Raw genomic sequence first — 18,701 nt, 5'->3', positions numbered from 1 at the left:
TCAGTCGGAGATCGCGGCCGACATCTGCTCGATCTGCTCGCTCAGTTCCAGCCAGCGCTCTTCCAGGCTGTCGATCTCGTCGTTGCAGGCCTTGAGGCTGCGGCCCGTCTCGGCCATCTCGGCGGGCGAGATGGGCTGGCTCAGCAGGCCTTCGAGCCGCGTGCGTTCGGCCTGCAGCTGGGGCAGGCGCTTGTCCAGCTGTTCCAGTTCCTTCTTGAACGGCCGGGTCTTCTCGGCCATCTGCTGGCGGGCCAGGGCGGCCAGGCGCCGTTGCTCGCGCTGGTCTCCGGCACTGGCGGCCGGGGGCGTGGGTGGGGCAGCGGGAGCCGGGGCCAGCGCAGCAGCCGCGGGGGCCTGCACTGCAGGTGCTGCAGGTGCGGCGGGCTCCACCTGCGCTGCCGCCTTGCTGGTGGCCGCAGCCGCCTGTTCGGCCTTGCGGGCCTCTTCGCGCAGGCGGCGGGATTCTTCCAGCAGGTAGCGCTGGTAGTCGTCCAGGTCGCCGTCGAAGGGGCCGACCACGCCGCGGCCGACCAGCCAGAAGTCCTCGCAGACCGAGCGCAGCAGCGCACGGTCGTGGCTGACCAGCATGACGGTGCCGTCGAAGTCGTTGATGGCCATGGCCAGGGCCTCGCGGGTGGCCAGGTCCAGGTGGTTGGTGGGCTCGTCCAGCAGCAGCAGGTTGGGGCGCTGCCAGACGATCATGGCCAGCACCAGGCGGGCCTTTTCGCCGCCGCTCATGCTGCCCACGGCCTGCTTGACCATGTCGCCGCTGAAGTTGAACGTGCCCAGGTAGCTGCGCAGGTCCTGTTCGCGGGCCTGCGGGCCGGTGGCGCCGGTGTCCCGTGCCAGGCGGATCATGTGCTCCATGGGGTTCTCGCCGGGGCGCAGCACATCCAGTTCCTGCTGGGCGAAGTAGCCGATGTTCAGGCCCTTGCCTTCGGTCACGGTGCCGGCCAGGGCCTTCATCTCGCGCGCAATGGTCTTGACCAGGGTGGACTTGCCCTGGCCGTTGGCGCCCAGGATGCCGATGCGCTGGCCCGCCAGCACCGAACGGTTGACGCCGCGCAGGATGGTGGTCGCCTGGCCTTCGTCGTCCAGGTAGCCGAATGCGGCGTCCGTGATCGCCAGCATGGGGTTGGGCAGGTTGGCTGGCGGCTTGAACTCGAAGGTGAAATCGGCGCTGGCCAGCATGGGTGCGACTTTTTCCATGCGCTCGATCTGCTTGACGCGGCTTTGCGCCTGCTTGGCTTTGGAGGCCTTGGCCTTGAAGCGGTCGATGAACTTCTGCAGGTGGGCGATCTTGTCCTGCTGGCGCTCGAACGAGGCCTGCTGCAGCAGGATCTGCTGGGCGCGCAGTTCCTCGAACTTGCTGTAGTTGCCGCCATAGCGCGTGACCTGCGCGTTTTCGATGTGCAGCGTGGTGTTGGTGATGGCGTCCAGGAATTCGCGGTCATGGCTGATCACGACCAGGGTGCCGGGGTAGCGCTTGAGCCAGGCTTCCAGCCAGACCAGGGCGTCCAGGTCCAAGTGGTTGGTGGGTTCGTCCAGCAGCAGCAGGTCGGAGGGGCACATCAGCGCGCGCGCCAGCTGCAGGCGCATGCGCCAGCCGCCGGAGAAGCTGTTGACGGGGTGCTCCAGCTCGGAGACCTTGAAGCCCAGGCCCAGGATCAGGGCCTGGGCACGCGGCACGGCATCGTGGGCGCCGGCGTCGGCCAGGTCCACGTGGGCGTGGGCAATGGCCATGCCGTCCTCGCTGGCCTCGGCGGCCGCGAGCTGGGCGTTGAGCTCGCTCAGGCGGGTGTCGCCGTCCAGCACGAACTGGGTGGCCGTCTCCGAGGTCTCGGGCATATTCTGCGCGACCTGGCCCAGGCGCCATTGCGAAGGGATGGAGAACTCTCCACCGTCCTCGGCCAGGCTGCCGTTGAGCAGGGCGAACAGGCTGGACTTGCCGGCGCCATTGCGTCCGACAAGGCCGACTTTTTCACCGGGGTTGATGGAGACGGAGGTGCTGTCCAGCAGCACGCGGGTGCCGCGGCGCAGGGTAATGTTGCGAAGGCTGATCATGAATGGGCAGGATTATCCCAGCGATTGCGCCAGGGCAGGATTGCCGCCCGCCATGCCCGTGCCCGGTCACGGTGCAAAGCCCTGGTACCAGGCCCTAGATCGGCTGTATGCCCACGCGCTGCATCATGGACTGGGTGAACTGGATCTCGCGCTCGAAGCCCTTGGCATAGGCGTCGGCGCTCGTGATGGCGACCTTGCCGCCTTCCTGCTCCAGCAAGGCGATGACCTTGGGCTGCCTGAGCACCTCCTCCAGCGCCGTTCGCAGCCGCTGGACGACGGCCTCGGGGGTGGCCGCCGGCACGGACACGCCGCCCCAGGATGTGAGGTTGACATCGGGCACGCCCAGCTCGGCCAGGGTCTGCACCTGGGGCAGCTTGGCGTTGCGCTGCGGCCCGGCAATGGCCAGCGGCACCAGCTTGCCCGCCAGCACCTGGGGATAGGCGACGGAAAACAGCGGCGCGCCGAAGGCCACCTGCTGGCCCAGCACGGCATTGACCAGCTCCGACGCGCCCTTGTAGGGCACATGGTTGACCTGCAGGCCCATGCTGGAGGCCAGCATCTCCACGCCCAGGTGCGATGGCGTGCCCACGCCGCCCGAGGCATAGTCCAGCGCCCCTGGCCTGGCCCTCGCCCGCGCTGCCAGGTCGTCCAGCGTGCGCATGCCCGAGTCGGCATGCACGACGACCAGGATGTCCGAGCGCGACATGCCCAGCACATGGCGGAAGTCCTTGAACACGTCATATCCCGGGCTTTTGTACATGCGCATGGCGGCGGCCATGGGCGAGCCCGAATACAGCAGGGTGTAGCCGTCCGCCGGGGCCTTGGCCACCTGGCGTGCGCCGATGTTGCCGCCCGCGCCTGCGCGGTTGTCTATCACCACGGGCTGGCCCAGCTGGGCCGACAGTGCCTCGGCCACGATGCGCGCGGCCGTGTCGGGGCTGGTGCCGGCCAGGTAGGGCACCACCCATTTGATGGGGCGCGTGGGCCAGGCGCTGTCGTGTGTGGTGGCTGTGGCGGCTGTGGTGGCCCAGGGCAGGCCTGCGGCAAGCGATGCGGCGCCCGCAGCGCGCAGGAATCGGCGTCGGTCCGGCCTTTGGGATGGATTGTCTTGCATGGCGTTGTCTCCTTGTCTTTTCGCTTCTATGCCGGCCAGCCTCAGGCGCCGGCCCGCTCCAGCAGTTCCTTGGCGATGGTGTTGCGCTGTATCTCGCTGGTGCCCGTGAGCACGCGGTACATGCGCAGCATGCGGAACAGGAATTCCACGCGCCGGCCCTGGACGATGCCTTCGCCGCCATGGATCTGTACGGCGCGATCGGCAATGCGGAACGCCGTCTCCGAGCAGAACAGCTTGCTCATCGAGGCCTGGGCGCGCGCATCGATGCCGGCGTCGATGGCGCGGGCCGTCTGCACCATCAGTGCGCGCGCCGCCATCCATTCGGTGGCCATGTCGGCCAGCATGTGCTGTATCGACTGGAATTGGGCAATGCTGCGGCCGAATTGCTGGCGCCCCAGCGCATAGTCGCGCGCATCGCGCAGCGCCACCTGGGCCAGCCCCAGCATGGCCGGGCAGTGCAGCAGGCGGTTGACGGTGATGCGGCCCAGCGCCAGGGCCAGGCCCCGGCCCGGCTCGCCGATCAATTGGGCAGCGGGCACGCGGCAGCCGTCGAGCACGATGTCGCCCGTGCTGGACTGCCCGGCCATGGTCTTGTAGCCGCTGACCACCTGCACGCCCGGTGCATGCAGGTCCACGAAGAAGGCGCTGATCTCGCGCTGCGGGCTGCCCTCGGGCGCGGTCGAGGCCATGAGCACGGCCAAGTCGGCAAACGGCGAGCCCGAGATGAAACGTTTGCGGCCGTGGAGCACGTAGTGGTCGCCTTCCAGCACGGCGCGCGTCTCCAGCGCGCCCGCGTCCGAGCCGGCCGCCGCCTCGGTCAGCGCAAAGCAGATGGATTTCTCGGCGCGCGCCACGGGCAGGATGAACTGCTCCATCTGCAGCGGCGTGGCCTTGCGGATCAGCGCGCCTATGCGCGGCGGGCCGCTGAGTTCGCCCAGTACATGGGGCGCGAAGGGCGAGCCCGTGGCGTAGATGGCCTCCTTGACCAGCACCTGGTCGAGCACGGACAGGCCGGCGCCGCCCATGGCCTCGGGCAGGGTCATGCCGTAGAAGCCGCGCGCATGCGACAGCTTCCAGACCTGGCGCAGCAGCTCGGTGGAGGCGCTGTTTTCATGGTCCACGCCATGCGCGCGGGCGAGGTCGGCCAATTCGCCGTGGATGAAGGCGTTGAGCGCGTCGATCAGGCCGGCTGCGCGCTCCGAGCCTTCAAAGGGCATTTCCAGCAGGGCAGCGTTGGCGGCGGGGAGTGTGTCTTTGGCGTTCATTTCAGTTCACCTTGCGGGCGTGGTTGGCCCAGTAGGGCGCCTGCACGGCGCGGCGCATGACCTTGCCGTTGGGGTTCTTGGGCAGCTGCTGCACGAATTCGATGTGGCGCGGGCGCTTGAAGCCGCCCAGGCGCTCGGCGCAGAAGCTGTCCAGCGCGGCGCTGTCGCCGGCCAGGCCGGGCTTGAGCACGATGTGGGCGGCCACGGCCTCGCCCCATTTGTCGTCGGGGATGGCGAACACGCAGGCATCGGCCACCGAGGCATGTTCGTAGAGCACGGACTCCACCTCGGACGGATAGACGTTGAAGCCGCCGCTGATGACCATGTCTTTCTTGCGGTCCACGATGTAGACAAAGCCCTGCTCGTCCATGCGGGCCAGATCGCCCGTGTGGTAGCGGCCGTTCTTGAGCACCTCGGCTGTCAGCTCGGGCGCGCGCCAGTAGCCTGCAAAGACATCGGCGCCGCTGACCACGATTTCGCCGATCTCGCCCTCGGGCACCGGGCGGCCCTCGTCGTCCAGCACCTCGACCAGGGATTCCAGGAAGGGCCGTCCGCAGGAAGCCAGCCGCTCGGGGCGCGATGCGCGCGCCTGCAGGTGGTCCTGCACCGTCAGGCCGCAGACACCGGAGGTGGTCTCGCCCGCGCCGTAGCCCTGGGACAGGATGGGGCCGAACACGTCCATGGCCTGCAGGATGCGCGCGGGCGCCATGGGCGCTGCGCCGTAGCCCAGGCGCAGCAGGTCGGGCAGGGGGCGGTAGCGGCCGCCGATCTCGGCCAGCAGCATGTTGATCATGGTGGGCACCATGAAGGTATGGGTCACGCGCCGCGCCTGCATCTCGGCCATGAAGGCGCCCGGCTCGAAGCCCGAGAACAGGTGGATGGTGGCGCCCGTGCACAGCGCCGGCACCATCTGCATTCCCGAGGCGTGCGTGACCGGCCCCACCAGGCCCAGTACATGGCCGGCCTGCATGCCCTCGCCGCGCATCAGGAATTTGCGCAGCTGGGCCAGGCGGTTGCCGAAGGTCTGCATGGCGGCCTTGAGCACGCCCGATGAGCCTGAGGTGTAGTGCAGCACGGCCACCTCGTGCTCCTGCACGGCCACGGGCTGGAAGCGGTCGCTGGCGCGGGCGAGCAGGGACTCGTAGCTTTCGCCGGCGGGGCCGTCCAGCAGCAGCAGGCGCACGTCGGCAGACTGCAGGTGCGGCTTGAAGGCCTCGGCGCGCGCCGCGGTGGTCACGATGACGGCGGCATCGCTGTTGGCCGCGATATCGCCCACTTCGCGCGGCGAAAGGCGTGCGTTGAAGGGCGCCTTGATGAGCCCGGCCTTGTAGCAGGCGATCTCGATCTCCACGATTTCCACGCAGTTGGGCAGGTAGATGCCCACGCGGTCGCCACGGGCCAGGCCCTGGGCAAGCAGGGCGTTCGCCAGGCGATTGGAGCGCTGTTCCAGCTCGGCATAGCTGATGCTGCGCGCGGCGCTGGTCACGGCCGGCTGCGCGCCATGGGCCTTGCAACTGCGCGCGACCAGTTCGCCGACATTGGGGATAGGAAGGGACTGGGAATGGGGGTGGCCTGCGGTGGGCCGGGATGTCTCGTGCATGGCATTCCTTGGCTGAAGCCGCGCGTTTTGCGCGGCGTGCCATGCACTGTTCCAGAAGAGGCCTGGAGCGGGGAAATACCGTTTAGTGATTCAGGCGCATCAGAAAAATTGATGTCCAGATCAACCCTTGCGGTATTTGCTGATGGCCCGTGCCCAGACCCCTGCGGTCATGCCGTCATGCCTGCTGCCAGCGTGCCTGCCAGATGCCGGCCGTGATCAGTTGCCGGGCCTGTGCCATCAGCGCCTGCTGAACCACCTGCAGCGCCGGGTCGCTGCTGCGGTTGGCCTGCACGGCCAGGAAGTAGCGGCGCAGCAGTTCGGGCGCCGTGACCTGGGCCACGATCCAGCCGTGCTGGATGGCCGTGGGCGCAGCCTTGGCTTCCTCGCGCAGCCAGGCGGGCGCATCGCTCAGCGAGCAGGCGGGCGTGAAGGTGAAGCCTGCGCCGCAGTGGTAGAGCGAGCGGATGACGCGGGCGGAATCGTGTTCGTGGACGATGTTCAGCCGCAGGTCCCGTGCGTCGGCCGCAGCCTCCACGGTCTGGCGGATGGAAAAGCGCCGCGACTGCAGCACCAGCGGCAGCTGGCAGGCGTGGGCAAAGTCCATGTGCGGCAGGCCGCCGTCCGGCGCGGGGCGCAGCAGCGGGGCCACGCTGCCATCTACATCCTGGCCGCAGACGTAGATGGATTCCTCGGCCATGGGCTGCACCTGCATGTCGTGCAGGCTGGCCGTGTCCACAAGAATGGCCAGGTCTGCGCGCCGGTCCAGCATGGCCTTTTGCACCATGAGGCTGAGGTCGTCGAGCACAAAGATGCGTATGCGCGGGTGGCTGTTGCGCAGGCTGGCGATCACGGGGCCGGCCAGCAGGCTGGTCAGCAAAAAGGGCAGGGCGATGGTGACCGAGCCTTCGGGGCCCTGCGGCAGGCGCTGTATGCGCTCGCGCATGGCATCGGCGTCGGACAGCAGCCGGCGTGCGTCCTCGTACAGCTGGGCGCCGGCCGGCGTGGGGGTCACGCCGGCGTGGCTGCGCTCCAGCAACTGGGCGCCCAGCTCGCCTTCCAGCTTTTTGATCTGCGCCGTGAGCGCGGGCTGGGCCACGTACAGCGAGTGCGCGGCGCGCGAGAGGCTGCCCGCCTCCAGCACCGCGATGAAGTAGCGCAGCGCCCGCAGGTCCATCTCAGCCCAGGGGGCGGTAGGTGGGGCGCAGGGCCTCGATGTCGCCTTCGGTCCAGGCGCGCAGCGCCTCCTGGGTGATCAGCAGCACCTGCTCGTCGCCCGAGCTGGTGTCCAGCCAGAACACGGGCAGGTCGGGGAAGGCGGCTTCGAAGAAGTCCTTTTCATTGCCGATTTCCAGCACGACCACGCCTTCCTTGGCCAGACGCGACGGCAGGTCCAGCAGCAGGCGGCGGATGAAGTCCATGCCGTCGGCGCCGCCGGCCAGCGCCAGCTCGGGCTCGGCCTGGTACTCGGCGGGCAGGCGCGACATGCTGTCGGCGTTCACATAGGGCGGGTTGCACAGCACCAGGTCCCAGGGGCCGGGCAGGGCGGCCAGGCCGTCGCTCTCCAGCAATTGCACGCGCTCGGCGAGCTCATGGCGGTCCACGTTGATGCGCGCCACGGCCAGCGCGTCGGCCGAGATGTCGGCGCCCGTGACCTCGACCTCGGGCCAGGCCATGGCCGCCAGGCAGGCCAGGCTGCCGTTGCCGGTGCACAGGTCCAGCACGCGGCGCGTGCGGTCGGACAACCAGCCGTCGATGCTGCCGTCGGCCAGCAGCTCGGCAATGAAGCTGCGCGGCACGATGGCGCGCTCGTCCACGTAGAAGGGCACGCCCTGCAGCCAGGCCTCGCGCGTGAGGTAGGCGGCGGGCTTGCGCGTTCGGATGCGCTCGGCGAACAGCGCAGCCACTTCGGCCTGCTGCTCGGCGCTCACCTGCTGGCTGGCCAGGGACTCGGGCGCGCCCGGCGCCAGTTCGCTGTCCAGTGGCAGGCCCAGCTTCCACAGCGTGAGCCAGGCCGCTTCGTCTTCGGCCGTGGCCGTGCCGTGCCCAAAGGCCACGCCGGCCGCCGTGAGCGCTGCGGCGCCCGAGGCTACGAGGTCGGCGATGGTACTGCCCGAGATGGCGGGAATATTGGCAGGGGTGGGGGCGGATGTCATCGTCGGCTCCTTTGTCGCGTTCAGACGGCCTGCTGGCGCTGCAGCTCCTGGAGCGTGCGGCGGTAAATGTTCTTGATGGGCTCGATGTCGGCCACCACGATGTGCTCGTCGATCTTGTGGATGCTGGCGTTGGGCGGGCCCACCTCCACGACCTGGCTGCAGATCTGGGCGATGAAGCGGCCGTCGCTGGTGCCGCCCGTGGTGGACAGCTCGGTCTCCAGGCCGGTCTCGGCGCGGATGGCCGCCTGCACGGCGTTCACCAGCGTGCCCGGCGTGGTCAGGAAGGGCTGGCCGCCAATGGTCCAGGCCAGCTCGTACTCCAGCCCGTGGCGGTCCAGCACGGCGTGCACGCGCTGCTGCAGCGATTCGGCCGTGGACTCGGTGCAGAAGCGGAAGTTGAAGTCGATGGTCACATGGCCGGGAATGACGTTGGATGCGCCCGTGCCGCCATGCATGTTGCTGATCTGCCAGCTGGTGGGCGGGAAGAAGGCATTGCCCTCGTCCCAGCGCGTGGCGGCCAGTTCGGCCAGGGCCGGCAGGGCCTGGTGGATGGGGTTGCGCGCCAGCTGCGGGTAGGCGATGTGGCCCTGGATGCCCTTGACCGTGAGGCGCCCGCTCATGGTGCCCCGGCGGCCGTTCTTGATCATGTCGCCCGTGCGCTCCACCGAAGTGGGCTCGCCGACGATGCACCAGTCCAGGCGCTCGCCGCGCTCGCGCAGCAGCTCGACCACGACCTTGGTGCCGTCCACCGAAGGGCCTTCCTCGTCGCTGGTCAGCAGCAGGGCAATGTCGAAGGAGGGAGCCGGTGTCTCGGCCAGGAATTCCTCCAGCGCCACGACGAAGGCGGCGATGGAGGTCTTCATGTCGCTGGCGCCGCGGCCGTACAGCTTGCCGTCGCGGTGCGTGGGCACGAAGGGCGGGCTGCTCCACTGCTCCAGCGGGCCGGTGGGCACCACGTCGGTATGGCCGGCAAAGACCAGCACGGGCCGGTCGGCGCCTGTCCCGGAGCGCCGGGCCCAGAGGTTGCGCACGCGAAAGCTGTCGGGGCCGCTGTCGATGCGCTCGCAGGCAAAGCCCATGGGCTGCAGGGCATCGGCCAGGAGTTCAAGGCAGCCGGCGTCTTCGGGAGTGACGGAGGGCAGGCTGATCAGCTGCTCGGTCAGTTGCAGGGTGCGGGACATGGTGGGTGGAATCAAAAAACAAAAAAGTCGGAGGGCCGGCTGCCGCCAGCGTGCTCCGACATTGTGAACGCTGCGGGGCTGGCCGATCAGTTCGGCTTGACTTCCAGCATGATTTCCGTGAACGAGGGCATGTCGTCCTCGCCGGGCGTGGCCAGTTCGGCGAACTGGCTGGACTGCGCTGCATGGCTGGCCTTGACCACGTCGTTTTCCAGGCGCCACATCAGGTTGGTGGGCGAATCGGCGAAGGCCAGGGCTTCGGCGCGGTCGATGCGGCCGGAGCGGACCAGCTGCGCCAGCGCCTCTTCAAAGGTCTGCGAGCCTTCGGCCATGGATTTTTCCATGGCCTCCTTGACGCCCGAGAAGTTGCCGCGCTCGATGAGGTCGGCGATCAGCTTGGTGTTGAGCATGACCTCGACGGCCGGCATGCGGCCGCCGTCCACGGTGCGCACCAGGCGCTGGGAGATCACGCCCTTGAGCGCAGCCGACAGCTCGCCCAGCATGGTGGGGCGGATTTCCTCGGGGAAGAAGGACAGGATGCGGTTGAGCGCGTGGTAGCTGTTGTTGGCGTGCAGCGTGGCCAGGCACAGGTGGCCCGACTGCGCAAAGCCCATGGCCGAGGACATGGTCTCGCGGTCGCGGATTTCGCCGATCAGGATCACGTCGGGGGCCTGGCGCAGCGCATTCTTGAGCGCGATCTGCAGCGATGCCGTGTCCGAGCCCACTTCGCGCTGGTTGACGATGGAGCGCTTGTTGCGGAACTGGTATTCGATGGGGTCCTCGATGGTGAGGATGTGGCCCGTGAGCTTTTCGTTGCGCGCATCGATCATCGAGGCCAGCGTCGTGCTCTTGCCCGAGCCCGTGGAGCCCACGACCAGCAGCAGGCCGCGCTTTTGCATGATCAGCTCGCCCAGCACGGGCGGCAGGTTCAGCGTGTCCATGGCCGGAATGTGCTGGGCGATGAAGCGGATCACCACGGCGCAGCTGCCGCGCTGGTGCATGGCGCTGACGCGAAAACGCCCCACGCCGCGCAGCGGCACGCCCATGTTGAGCTCGCCCGTTTCGTCCAGCTCCTGCAGGCGCTCGGCCGGCACGATCTCGGCCAGCAGGCTGCGCGGCGCGTCGGGCGGCAGCAGCTGGTTGTTGATGGGCACGCATTCGCCGTTGATCTTGATCAGCGCCGGCGCGTTGACCGCCAGGTAGACGTCGGACGCCTGCTTCTCGCCCATCAGGCGCAAAATCCTCTCCATCGTGCCCATGTTTTCCCCCAAATTCGTGTACTGCCGCTGTTCTTGGATCGTCTGCACGCTCTTGTGACGTGAAACGGGCGTCCGCTGCCTGGTGGCCGGGGACGCCCTCGAGAGTATGCCTTGCTCCATCCCCTGAACAGGGGATGTTTTGGCGCCGCAACCACGCCTTTGGCGCGGTGCGGATGCGGATCAATCGCGCAGCAGGTCGTTCAGGCTCGTGGTGGAGCGTGTCTTGGCATCGACCTTCTTGACGATGATGGCGGCGTACATGCTGTAGCGGCCGTTGTCCTTGGGCAGGTTGCCCGACACCACCACCGAGCCGGCAGGCACGCGGCCATAGCTGGTCTCGCCGGTCGCACGGTCATAGATGGGGGTGGACTGGCCGATGTACACACCCATGGAGATCACCGAGTTCTCTTCCACGATCACGCCTTCGACGATTTCGGAACGCGCGCCGATGAAGCAGTTGTCCTCGATGATGGTCGGGTTGGCCTGCAGCGGCTCCAGCACGCCGCCCAGGCCCACGCCGCCGGACAGGTGCACGTTCTTGCCGACCTGGGCGCAGGAGCCCACGGTGGCCCAGGTGTCAACCATGGTGCCTTCGTCCACATAGGCGCCGATGTTCACGTAGGAAGGCATCAGGATCGCGCCCTTGGCAACGAAGCTGCCGCGGCGGGCCACGGCCGGAGGCACCACGCGCACGCCGGTGGCGGCGATCTCGGCCTCGGTCATGCCGGCGAACTTGGTGGGGACCTTGTCGAAGAAGTTCAGGTCGCCGGACTGCATCAGCACGTTGTCCTTGAGACGGAAGGACAGCAGCACGGCCTTCTTGATCCACTGGTGCACGGTCCACTGGCCCACGCCTTCGCGCGTGGCCACGCGCAGCTGGCCGTTGTTCAGGGCTTCGATCACGTGGTCCACGGCCTCGGTCACTTCCTTGGGGGCGGCAGCGGGGGAGAGGCTGGCACGGTTGTCCCAGGCGGTGTCGATGATGGATTGCAGCTGTTGCGTCATATGGCTTTGGTGATCAAAGGGTTTGTGAGGAAAGGGGAGCGCAGGGCTGTCTCAGCGCTGGCGCGATTCTATGAACTGTGCAATGCGCTGGGCGGCTTCCAGGCATTCTGCGGTCTCGGCCACCAGGGCCATGCGCACGCGCCCGGCGCCGGGGTTGCGGCCATTGGCCTCGCGCGCCAGGTAGCTGCCGGGCAGCACGGTCACGCCGGTGGCGGCATACAGCTCGCGTGCAAAGTCGGCGTCGTCCAGGCCCAGCGATTCGGGAATGCCGGCCCACAGGTAGAAGCTTGCGTCGGGCAGGCGCACATCCATCACGCGCGCCAGCACGGGCGTGACCTGGTTGAACTTCTCGCGGTACAGGCGGCGGTTTTCCTCGACATGGGCCTCGTCGGCCCAGGCCGCGATGCTGGCCGTCTGCACCACGGGGCTCATGGCGCCGCCGTGGTAGGTGCGGTACAGCAAAAAGGCCTTGATCAGGGCCGCATCGCCCGCCACGAAACCGCTGCGCAGGCCGGGCACATTGCTGCGCTTGGACAGGCTGGTGAACATCAGCAGGTTTTTGTAATCCGTGCGGCCCAGGCGCTGTGCGGCTTCCAGGCCGCCCAGGGGGGCGGTGCCGTCGAAATAGATCTCGCTGTAGCACTCGTCGCTGGCAATCACGAAGCCGTAGCGGTCGGACAGGGCAAACAGCTTTTCCCACTCGGCCAGCGGCATCACCGCGCCCGTGGGGTTGCCGGGCGAGCACACGAAGATCAGCTGGGTCTTTTCCCACACGTCGGCGGGCACGCTGTCCCAGTCCACCGCGAAGTTGCGTGCGGCGTCGCTGGGCGCGTAGTACGGCTGGGCGCCGGCCAGCAGGGTGGCGCCTTCGTAGATCTGATAGAACGGGTTGGGGCAGATCACGCGCGCGCCGTCCTGGCTGGCATCCACCACCACCTGGGTGAAGGCAAACAGTGCCTCGCGCGAGCCGTTGACGGGCAGCACCTGGGTGGCGGCGTCCAGGGCAATGCCATAGCGCTGGCGTGCCCACTGGGCGCAGGCCTCGCGCAGCGCGGGCTCGCCGGCGGTGGCCGGGTATTTGGCCAGGCCGCCGAGGTCGGCGCTCAGCGCCTGTTCAATGAACGCCGGCGTGGCATGGCGGGGCTCTCCGATGCCAAGGCTGATGGGGCGCACGCCCGCAGGTGGCTGGACCCCGGCGAACAGTTTGCGAAGACGCTCAAACGGGTAGGGCTGGAGTCGGGAGAGCAGGGGATTCATGGGCTCGCATTATGGATTGATGCGCTTTCGGCATGCCGTTGTCACAGGGGACTGCGGGTCTGCACGCTGGCTTTTTTGCATTCTGTTACCTATTCTGGCATGGTCTCGACTGGGGCCATGCCATCTCGTGTGGCGGGGCCTCGTGAACGGTGAATTCCAGATACCAATGACTAGAGAGGCAATCAGCTATGCAGGCAGGCGCTGGCATGGAAAAAGTGGCAAACAGGCATCGTAAGCATACATCCGGCCCCGGGGCCGGCTTCCTTGTATGCGCCGTGTGGGCATTGGCCGGGCCGCCACTGGCGCTGGTGGCCGGCTCGGCGGGCATGGGGCCCTGGGTTTGGGGAGCCTTGCTGCTGTGGGCCGGACTGCTGCTGGGCGGCATGCACAGGCTCTGGTCGCGGGTGATCGGCGAGCGCGAATTGCTGCAGCAGGCCATGCAGGGCATCGCCCAGGGCGACCTGAGCCAGCGCGTGACCGTGGAGGCTGCCGCCTCGCAGGAGGGCATTGGCGCTGTCCAGACGCCCAAGGCGCTGCTGGGAGGCATGGTCACCTCGCTGTCGGGCATGGTGGCCGATGTGCGCAGCAACGCGGCCCTGGTGGCGCAGGCCGGGCAGCAATTGGTGAACGAGCACCAGGCGCTGTCCGATCGCACCGAACTGCAGGCCACCAACCTGGCCCAGACCGTGGTCAGCGTGGAGCAGTTGAGCAGCGCCGTGCAGCACAACGCCGATGTGGTGGGCGTGGTCCACCACCAGGCCAGCGCCGTGCGCGGCGCCGCCGATGAAGGCGTGGTGGCCATGGGCCGCGCCGTGGAGTCGGTGGAGACCATTGAGAACAGCGCCGGGCGCATGCGGGAGATCATCGGCGTGATCGACGGCATTGCTTTCCAGACCAATATCCTCGCGCTCAATGCCGCCGTGGAGGCCGCACGGGCTGGCGAGCAGGGCCGGGGCTTTGCCGTGGTGGCCAGCGAGGTGCGTTCCCTGGCCGGCCGCTCGGCAGAGGCGGCGCGCGAGATTCGCCACCTGATTGGCGATGCCTTGACCCAGGTGGAGCACAGCACCGAGTTGATCCGCACGGCCGGGCGTGGCATGGAGCGCGTGACCGAAGGCATCCGCCAGGTGGCCGAGCACATGGGCGAGCTCTCGCAATCGACCGGCAACCAGAGCACGGGCCTGGCCGAGATCAGCCGCGCCGTGCACCAGATCGACGAGATCACCCAGCACAACGCGCAGATGGTGGGCCACGCGCTGGACCAGGCACGCGCGCTGCAGCAGCGCGCGCAGATGCTGTCAGGGGCGGTGTCGCGCTTTCGGCTGCAGCAGGGCACGGCGGAGGAAGCCGTGGCCCTGGTCGAGTCGGCCCTGGGCCTGGCGCGGCGCGGCGTGGCCACCGAGGCACTGCTGGCCGCCGTGAACGACCCCGGCCAGCCCTTCCATGACCGCGATATGTACGTTTTCGCCCTGGCCGCTGACGGCAGCTACCGCGCCTTCGGCGGCAACCCTGCGCGTGTGGGCGTGCGTGTGCAGGAGCTGCCAGGCGTGCGGGGTGAACAACTGCTGGCCGACATCATTGCCCAGGCCGAGCGCGGCCCAGGCTGGGTGGAGTACGACTTCAGAAACCCTGCCACGCAACAGGTACAGACCAAGATGTCCTTCGTCTGCAAGCATGGCGGGCTGTACTGGGGTTGCGGGGTCTACAAGAGCCTGGCGCTGGCTGCGTAGGCCTGCCACGGCCTGCGTGGGTGCCTATGGCGATCTATGACCATCTATGGGCATCCATAGGCTTGTACTGGCGGGCGTAGGCGGGTCTCGCTGCCCGCCCACATCCACTCAATGCCCTTTGGGCGTTGAGGCGCCACCCGCACGCTGGGCACGTGCGCGGGCAAGGATGGCTGCGATGGTGGCTTGCTTGCTGTCGGTCGCCAGCGGGGGCGCCGGGCAGGGCGTGGAAGGGCTGGCGTCGTCGGCCATTTCCTGCTCCCCCAATGCAAGAGGCGTCTGCGCCCGGGCGGCACCCAGGCGTTCGCGCTCCTGTTCACGCTCTCGGCGCAGCACATAGCGCTGTCGCGCATGCTCGGCCTGCTGGGGGCTCCAGGCAGACCAGCCTGTGGCCGGGCCGCTGGCATTGTGCAGTTCGATGCAATCGACCGGACACACGGGAATGCACAGCTCGCAGCCCGTGCAGTGGGCGGCGATCACCGTATGCATGAACTTGTTGGCGCCCAGGATGGCATCCGTGGGGCAGGCCTTGATGCACAGGGTGCAACCGATGCACCATGCCTCGTCGATCACGGCCACGGTGCGCGGGGCTTCCGTGCCGTGCTCGGCGCTCAGTGGGACAGCGGGCCGGCCCGTCAGTGCAGCCAGCCTCTCCACTCCCGCAGCGCCCCCGGGGGGGCACTGGTTGATGCCGGCCTCGCCCGAGGCCACGGCCTGGGCATAGCTGGCGCAGTCGGGGTAGCCGCAACGCGTGCACTGCGTCTGCGGCAGCGCCGCGTCTATGCGTGCTGCCAGATCGTCGCGGGCAAGGATTGCGAAGGCGGACATGGCGTGCCGGGCTTGCTCGGTGCTCAGCCTGCCTGCACCTTGGCACCGCGCTTGCGCGGCTGCTCGGTGGCCGAGGGCGCGTCATCGCTCAGGCTGCTGGTGTGACCTGCCGCGCTGGCGGCAGTGGCGCTTTCGGGCTGGTGGGCACTGATGAACTCGCGCACCTGCGGGTAGACGATCTCTCTCCAGCGCCTGCCGCTGAAAATCCCGTAGTGGCCGGCGCCCGGCACTTCAAGGTGCTTGCGCTGATCGGCCGCGATGCCCGTGCACAGATCGTGCGCTGCGCGCGTTTGGCCCGAGCCGGAGATGTCGTCGAGCTCGCCTTCGACGGTCAGCAGGGCGCTGCCCTTGATGTCCTGCGGGCGCACCAGCTCGGCCTGGCCTTCGGGCGAACGCACTTCCCAGGTGCCATGGACCAGCTTGTAGTCCTGGAACACCGTGGCGATGGTCTCGAGGTAGTAGTCGGCATCCATGTCGAGCACGGCGTTGTACTCGTCATAGAACTTGCGGTGATGCTCGGCGCTGGCGTCGTCACCCTTGATCAGGTCCTTGAAGTAGTCGTAGTGGCTATTGGCGTGGCGGTCCGGATTCATGGCCACGAAGCCCGAGTACTGCAGGAAGCCCGGGTACACGCGGCGGCCTACGCCCGGATAGCCTTCGGGCACGCGGTAGATCACGTTGTTCTCGAACCACTCGAAGCTGCGGTTCTGCGCCAGGTTGTTCACCGAGGTCGGCGAGCGGCGTGCGTCGATGGGGCCGCCCATCATGGTCATGGACAGCGGGGGCGTCTCGCCACGGCTGGCCATCAGCGACACGGCAGCCAGCACCGGCACCGTGGGCTGGCACACGCTGACCACGTGGCACTGGCCGTATTTGCCCTGCAGGTAGCGGATGAACTCCTGCACATAGTTCACGTAGTCGTCGAGGTGGAACTCGCCATCGGCCAGGGGCACCAGGCGGGCGTTCTTCCAGTCGGTGATGTAGACCTTGTGGCCTCCCAGCATGCTTTGCACCGTATCGCGCAGCAGCGTGGCGTAGTGGCCCGACAGCGGCGCCACGATCAGCACCACGGGCTGGCTCAGCATGGTCTGCAGCGTATCGGTGTCGTCGGAGAAGCGCTTGAAGCGGCGCAGCTCGCAAAACGGCTTGTCCACTTCGACGCGCTCGCGGATGGTCACGTCAACGCCGCCCACATCCACACTGTGCAGGTTGAATTCGGGCTTCTCGTAATCCTTGCCAAGGCGGTAGAACAGATCGAACCCGGCGGCCATGCGCTGGGACATCGGACCTTGGCTCAGCAACGAGTGGGGGTTGCTGTAGAGCTTGGCTGCAGCTTGCGCGAAATCGGCAAAGGGCTCGACCATGGCGCGCTGGATTTCGTAGAGCTGATAGAGCATGGATACAAGGGGTTGTTTGGATATGTTGCAGTGCAATATATCAGCAGCAAGCTAAGAAAATTGGTAGTAAAACCCCTTTGATGCTGTCGCGTAAGTGATAGTTTTTACCGATAGGCCTGGGCGAGCGGCCGCCTCAGCCCTGGCCATCCTGCAATGCAGTCCCCCGCGCTAGGCGGCAAGCGCCGCCTCGGCCGGTTTGGTGCGCGCAAGCCGCATCACCTCTGAAGGCGGCAATTGCTTGAGCTGGTGATTGCTCCACACCTGGCGCCAGCGGCGCGCCCCCGCCAGCCCGTTGCGCAACCCCAACATGTGCCGCGCGATGGAGTACCAGTGCGTGCCATGCGTGCGCGCCTCGCGCTCCATATACGCCACCATCTGCTCCTCGATGGACTCGCGTGTGTGCTCCATGCTCGCATCGCCGTAGTAAAGCGCATCCCACGAGGCCAGCCACCAGGGGTTGTGATAGGCCTCGCGGCCCACCATCACGCCATCGACCTGCTGCAGCAGTCCCTGCACCGTGGCATCGGCCTTGATGCCGCCGTTGATGGCAATGGTCAGTTCCGGAAAATCCTGCTTGAGCCGGGCCACGATCTCGTAGCGCAGCGGCGGGATCTCGCGGTTTTCCTTGGGAGACAGGCCCTTGAGCCAGGCATTACGCGCGTGAACGATGAACACGCGGCAGCCCGCATCCGCCACCGTGCCCACGAAATCGCGCACGAACTCGTAGCTCTCATCCTTGTCGATGCCAATGCGGTGCTTCACCGTGACGGGCACATCCACTACATCGACCATCGCTTTCACGCAATCGGCCACCAACGGCGCCTCGTTCATCAGGCAGGCGCCAAACGCGCCGCGTTGCACACGCTCGCTGGGGCAGCCGCAATTGAGGTTGATCTCGTCATACCCCCACTGCGCCCCCAGCCGCGCGGCCTGCGCCAGATCGGAAGGCTCGCTGCCGCCGAGCTGCAGCGCCACCGGATGCTCCTCGGCCTCGAAACGCAGATGCCGCGGCACATCACCGTGCAGCAAGGCGCCCGTCGTCACCATCTCTGTGTAGAGCAAGGTGTGGCGGCTCAGCAGCCGGTGCAGGTAGCGGCAATGTTTGTCGGTCCAGTCCATCATGGGCGCAACCGACATGCGCCACATGTTGGCTGGTGCTTGATTTTCTACGTTTGTCATTGATCTGATTGGGTTTTTTGCTCTGGCGGCTGCTCTTGGTTTTACGCCGTTGAACCCCGCTTTTCCTATTGTTCCAGCTCTGGGTGCTACAGATTGGGCTTGTGGCATGCAATAGGAGCCATCACTGCACGCAAGTCGAAAGGTTCTGACCAGCGAATGGTTGCACCGGCGGGGGTACGAGCTGCAGCAGGGGCGTGCTTCAGGCCGGGCTCTGCACAAGAAGGTCTCAGTGGGGGAGCTGCCGCGGAATTATGTCAGCGCGGCTGAAAACGTGACTGAGTGGGGTCGTAGCAAAAGGTGGACTTCGCGTCGGCCGGCCTCCGGCCTGGCCCGGCTTCAAGCGGCCAGGCCCATGAGTGGCGCGACGAAGGCCAATGGAAGAGCACCGTGGCGGCTGCTCGGGTAGCCAGCAGGAAGGTGTTGATGCAGACCGGCACTGTCAAGGCAGCCAGCAGTCTGCCTATCCCGGCCACCAAGGCGAGTAGCGAGGCGGCTGCAGGTGCGGTTACAGGGCAGCACCTGATCGGCCGCGAGACCGGCGCGGATCTTCGAATACGTGAACCTGAGTTGCAGGCCTTGCATGCCTGGCACGCAAGCATAGTGGTGCTTGCAAAAGCCGGAGGCATTCCAGCATCAAACTCCAGCATGCACATTACTCACATATCGCGTCCAACTTGC

14 protein-coding genes are annotated in these 18,701 nt (G+C 67.3%); 1 reads left to right on the top strand and 13 read right to left on the bottom strand.

Annotated features, from left to right (window positions below; genetic code table 11):
* The 10 genes from LGR64_RS11840 to dapC form a co-directional block, all read right to left on the bottom strand.
* Complete coding sequence (locus tag LGR64_RS11840; RefSeq protein ID WP_230355496.1) at positions 1-2,064, bottom strand: ABC-F family ATP-binding cassette domain-containing protein; 2,064 nt, start codon at positions 2,062-2,064, stop codon at positions 1-3.
* 94 nt (positions 2,065-2,158) lie between these two features.
* Positions 2,159-3,178 (bottom strand): tripartite tricarboxylate transporter substrate binding protein, encoded by a 1,020-nt coding sequence (locus tag LGR64_RS11835; protein ID WP_230355495.1) that lies wholly within the window; start codon positions 3,176-3,178, stop codon positions 2,159-2,161.
* A gap of 41 nt (positions 3,179-3,219) precedes the next feature.
* Positions 3,220-4,443 carry an acyl-CoA dehydrogenase family protein gene (locus LGR64_RS11830; RefSeq protein ID WP_071955718.1) on the bottom strand — a complete coding sequence of 408 codons (1,224 nt, stop codon included), beginning with the start codon at positions 4,441-4,443 and terminating at the stop codon, positions 3,220-3,222.
* A 1-nt stretch (position 4,444) separates the two neighbouring features.
* A complete protein-coding gene (locus tag LGR64_RS11825; protein WP_230355494.1) occupies positions 4,445-6,043 on the bottom strand; it encodes a class I adenylate-forming enzyme family protein in 1,599 nt (532 codons plus the stop codon).
* Between the two features lie 175 nt (positions 6,044-6,218).
* Positions 6,219-7,217 (bottom strand): LysR family transcriptional regulator, encoded by a 999-nt coding sequence (locus LGR64_RS11820; RefSeq protein ID WP_012205446.1) that lies wholly within the window; start codon positions 7,215-7,217, stop codon positions 6,219-6,221.
* A gap of 1 nt (position 7,218) precedes the next feature.
* The gene (prmB, locus tag LGR64_RS11815) at positions 7,219-8,196 is read right to left on the bottom strand and encodes a 50S ribosomal protein L3 N(5)-glutamine methyltransferase (protein ID WP_230355493.1); all 978 of its coding nucleotides are present in this window, start codon (positions 8,194-8,196) and stop codon (positions 7,219-7,221) included.
* Between the two features lie 20 nt (positions 8,197-8,216).
* Entirely contained in the window at positions 8,217-9,377 is a 1,161-nt protein-coding gene (gene dapE / locus LGR64_RS11810; RefSeq protein WP_034393204.1) for a succinyl-diaminopimelate desuccinylase, read from the bottom strand.
* Positions 9,378-9,463: 86 nt separating this feature from the next.
* Positions 9,464-10,633, bottom strand: a complete 1,170-nt coding sequence (locus LGR64_RS11805) for a PilT/PilU family type 4a pilus ATPase (RefSeq protein ID WP_034393206.1) — start codon at positions 10,631-10,633, stop codon at positions 9,464-9,466.
* Positions 10,634-10,813: 180 nt separating this feature from the next.
* On the bottom strand, positions 10,814-11,638 hold the full coding sequence (gene dapD, locus LGR64_RS11800; RefSeq protein WP_012205450.1) for a 2,3,4,5-tetrahydropyridine-2,6-dicarboxylate N-succinyltransferase: 825 nt from the start codon (positions 11,636-11,638) through the stop codon (positions 10,814-10,816).
* Between the two features lie 51 nt (positions 11,639-11,689).
* Positions 11,690-12,895: a succinyldiaminopimelate transaminase gene (gene dapC, locus LGR64_RS11795; RefSeq protein WP_034393209.1), complete on the bottom strand. Its 1,206-nt coding sequence runs from the start codon at positions 12,893-12,895 to the stop codon at positions 11,690-11,692.
* 188 nt (positions 12,896-13,083) lie between these two features.
* Here dapC and LGR64_RS11790 point away from each other — a divergent pair, with 188 nt between their 5' ends.
* Positions 13,084-14,622, top strand: a complete 1,539-nt coding sequence (locus LGR64_RS11790) for a methyl-accepting chemotaxis protein (protein WP_230355492.1) — start codon at positions 13,084-13,086, stop codon at positions 14,620-14,622.
* Positions 14,623-14,730: 108 nt separating this feature from the next.
* On the opposite strand, the gene rsxB is transcribed toward LGR64_RS11790, so the two are convergent.
* The 3 genes from rsxB to dusA form a co-directional block, all read right to left on the bottom strand.
* Positions 14,731-15,447 (bottom strand): electron transport complex subunit RsxB, encoded by a 717-nt coding sequence (gene rsxB, locus LGR64_RS11785; RefSeq protein ID WP_199139520.1) that lies wholly within the window; start codon positions 15,445-15,447, stop codon positions 14,731-14,733.
* A gap of 23 nt (positions 15,448-15,470) precedes the next feature.
* Positions 15,471-16,844: a polyhydroxyalkanoate depolymerase gene (locus LGR64_RS11780; protein WP_034393218.1), complete on the bottom strand. Its 1,374-nt coding sequence runs from the start codon at positions 16,842-16,844 to the stop codon at positions 15,471-15,473.
* A 168-nt stretch (positions 16,845-17,012) separates the two neighbouring features.
* Positions 17,013-18,023, bottom strand: coding sequence for a tRNA dihydrouridine(20/20a) synthase DusA (dusA, locus tag LGR64_RS11775; RefSeq protein WP_141832389.1), 1,011 nt, complete (start codon positions 18,021-18,023; stop codon positions 17,013-17,015).
* Between the last annotated feature and the right edge of the window lie 678 nt (positions 18,024-18,701).

It is taken from the genome of Delftia sp. Lp-1 (assembly GCF_020523835.1).
Taxonomy (GTDB): Bacteria; Pseudomonadota; Gammaproteobacteria; order Burkholderiales; family Burkholderiaceae_C; genus Comamonas; species Comamonas acidovorans.
The sequence above is the reverse complement of the archived record's forward strand: the minus strand, read 5'-3'. Positions and strand labels throughout refer to the sequence as shown.